Raw genomic sequence first — 3,035 nt, 5'->3', positions numbered from 1 at the left:
CTCTCCTTTGTGGAATCAGCACCCCGAGCCTACCGGCTCAAGGTGGGCAACGCCGACCTCTTCAGAAATTCAACAGAACCCGGGACATCCCCTTCGAGGTCGCCGGAGAGGGGTAGTAGTTGTCGAGCAGAATGCGGTTCTTGTCCGTGAAGAATACGAATCGGTAAGAGAAATAAGCAGAATTGGTCTTGATACAGTATTCACTTTTGCAGGAAAGCGGGGTGTTGGACCGCGCTTTCTGGCGTTTTTGGATTTTGCCTTTGGGCGATTCGTGAATCCCTGATGCCGTCGTCGACATTGGGGAATGCGATCATCCACTCGGAGCATGCACGGTTTTTCTGTCACGCCCGCTGGATATCGCCGACGGCAACTCGGCGATCCTGGCCGCTCCGGAGCATTTGGTGCTCCTGCCCAGAACCCATCGTTCAGCGGCAGCGGCAGAATCAAAGCTCCCAACTAATAGCTCCAAACGGCCATCAGCCCGTAGCTCCTGGATGATATAGCGACCGGAAGGATGCCTGCAGATTGCGTAATCAGACTCTCTGTCGAAGGGCATGACTGTATCAGGAAAGAGTATCGATTGGTTAGCTGGTTCAGGCTCGCAAAATACTGATTCATAAGTTAAGTGCGCAACGTGCCATGTCCATACATACGAACGTTTGCTCCCGTCGATCGAGGCGCCGAAAGTGCTTCGGATCACGCATGGGCGGCGGCGATCAGGGTGAGGTGCGCCAGGCAAAGCTGGCGAGTTCCAGCCGGTGTGAGTCCGGCCCGGGTAAGGGGTAGCGCCCGCCCGGTAGCAAGTGTTGCGACGTGGGAGGTGACGACCACGGCGAAGCGTACATAGCAATCATGTGGGGTGTGGGAGTGAGCCACGATAGTGATCAGATCGCAGGGGCCGAGACGTTCTCACCCGTCGAAGGCAACATGTGCGGAGCCGACAAGCGAGGCGCCGTCGCCCTGTCGGGGTCTAGGGCCACATCACGCATGAAAGGAACACGTCAGAACCTGGGAGATCTCTTGTCCGGCCGGGCGGCGATAGCCGCGCCGGTCCGCATCGGGAAGGCGAGGAGCCGTAGCCGATGATGAACGGACAAGAGAAGTCTGACTCCGGTATAGTAGCTATGAAGCCGACGAACAAAGCCGGACAACCGGCGGCGGAGCCGGTGGAGCCAAGGCCGGGGACCAAGGGGAACGTGAGCCAGCAAAGCACGCACCGGGCACAGGACCGGGCTCGTGTGACCCAAGCGCTGGACCGCGTGCGGAAAGCCGCAAGGCTAAGGAAGAAGGAACGGTTCACCGCGCTCCTCCACCACGTCAATGTCGACACCCTGCGGACGGCGTTCTACGCGCTCAAACGCAAAGCCGCTCCCGGGGTAGATGGCATGACTTGGCAGGACTACGAGGCAGACCTTGAGCCTCGGCTCAAGGACCTGTTCGAACGGGTTCATCGAGGAGCGTACCGCCCGCAGCCGTCTCGCCGGACGTATATACCCAAGGCAGACGGAAAGCAGCGACCGCTGGCGGTTGCCGCTCTGGAAGATAAAATCCTCCAGGGTGCAACCGTCTTGGTACTCAACGCTATCTACGAGGGCGACTTCTGTGGTTTCTCCTATGGGTTTCGACCCGGACGAGGGCCGCACGATGCGTTAGATGCCTTGTGCGTTGCGGTCGAACAGCGGAAGGTGAATTGGATAGTTGACGCCGATCTCCAGAACTTTTTCGGGTCAGTCAATCAATCATGGCTGGTTCGCTTTCTGGAACACAGGATCGGCGACAAGCGCATCATCCGCCTGATCCAGAAATGGTTGAAGGCGGGCGTACTCGAAGACGGTGTCGTGACCGTGGAGGACAGGGGGACGGGTCAGGGCTCGGTGATTTCGCCGCTGCTCGGCAACGTTTACTTGCACTACGTGCTCGACTTGTGGGTCCAGCGCTGGCGACAGTGCGAGGCCACCGGCGACATGATCATCGTGCGCTACGCCGATGATCTGATCGCGGGATTCGAGCACGAGGACGACGCCCGTCGCTTCCTCGATGCGATGCGCGCGAGGTTTGAGGAGTTCATGCTGTCGCTGCATCCGGACAAGACCCGCCTGATTGAGTTTGGCCGCTTCGCGGCTGCCAACCGCAAGAAGCGTGGGCTTGGAAAGCCGGAGACCTTTGCATTCCTCGGGTTCACGTTCATCTGCGGTAAATCGCGAAAGGGACGCTTCCAGCTTCAACGGAAGACCCGAGGCGACCGCATACGAGCGAAACTCAAGGACATCAAGGCAGAGCTGCGGCGACGCATGCACTGGCCGATCCCTGAACAAGGGAAATGGCTGGGGCAACTCTTAAGAGGGCACTTCGGCTACTTTGCGGTTCCAACGAATGCCCGAGCGCTTATCGCGTTTCGGGGCCACGTGGTCAACATCTGGCGGAAGTCGCTGCGGCGGCGCAGCCAGAAAGAAAGACGGCACAACGTGGGAACGGACCGCCAGACTGGCCAACGAGTACCTTCCCAAACCTCGCATTCTTCACCCGTGGCCAGATGCGCGCTTCGCCGCCAACCATCCAAGGTAGGAGCCGCGTGCGGGAAAGCCGCTTGCGTGGATCTGTGCGGGGGGCGTCCAGCAATGGACGTCCCTACCGCAAAAACACAACGACAATCAGGATGAGACTGCGCCGATACGCGCTCTCAGCCTGTTTGTCGCTCCATAGCCTTCAGCATCGCGGTCATTCGCCGCGAGCCCAGGAACGGCCAGGCGGTGAACAACTCGTCGATTTGCCGCATCAGGGCAAGGTCGTTGTCGTTGGCCGGCCGGGGCGGCCGGTAGACGCCAGAGCGCGCGATGCCAAGCAACATGCATTGCCGGCGGATCGACAGCGCCTTATCGGCGCGATCGAGCATTCCTCGACGGTCCGGCGTGCTCATCTTCCGGACCTCCGCACTAAAAAGTCGTTCGTGAAGTTTGTTTTGCGGGCCGGACTATGTAGGGCGCGGCGATGGAAAGTCGCGACTGAGGATCAGTAACAATGCGCGCAAAAGCGTC

At 59.6% G+C, this 3,035-nt stretch carries 2 protein-coding genes and 1 pseudogene; 2 read left to right on the top strand and 1 reads right to left on the bottom strand.

Annotated elements, in window-relative coordinates; genetic code table 11:
- On the top strand, window positions 1–283 hold a 283-nt coding region (locus K289_RS52120; RefSeq protein WP_210164555.1), incomplete at its 5' end, for a hypothetical protein.
- Between the two features lie 802 nt (window positions 284–1,085).
- Window positions 1,086–2,565, top strand: a pseudogene (gene ltrA / locus K289_RS47305) (group II intron reverse transcriptase/maturase).
- A gap of 115 nt (window positions 2,566–2,680) precedes the next feature.
- On the opposite strand, the gene K289_RS0140590 reads toward ltrA, so the two are convergent.
- On the bottom strand, window positions 2,681–2,917 hold the full coding sequence (locus K289_RS0140590) for a hypothetical protein (protein ID WP_084788959.1): 237 nt from the start codon (window positions 2,915–2,917) through the stop codon (window positions 2,681–2,683).
- Between the last annotated feature and the right edge of the window lie 118 nt (window positions 2,918–3,035).

It is taken from the genome of Bradyrhizobium sp. Cp5.3, from assembly GCF_000426265.1.
In the GTDB taxonomy this organism is placed as follows: Bacteria; Pseudomonadota; Alphaproteobacteria; order Rhizobiales; family Xanthobacteraceae; genus Bradyrhizobium; species Bradyrhizobium neotropicale.
The sequence above is the reverse complement of the archived record's forward strand: the minus strand, read 5'-3'. Positions and strand labels throughout refer to the sequence as shown.

Excerpts from the sequence above, each read along its gene's own strand:
- K289_RS0140590 (WP_084788959.1), bottom strand. The coding sequence starts at position 2,917 with ATGAGCACGCCGGACCGTCGAGGAATGCTCGATCGCGCCGATAAGGCG.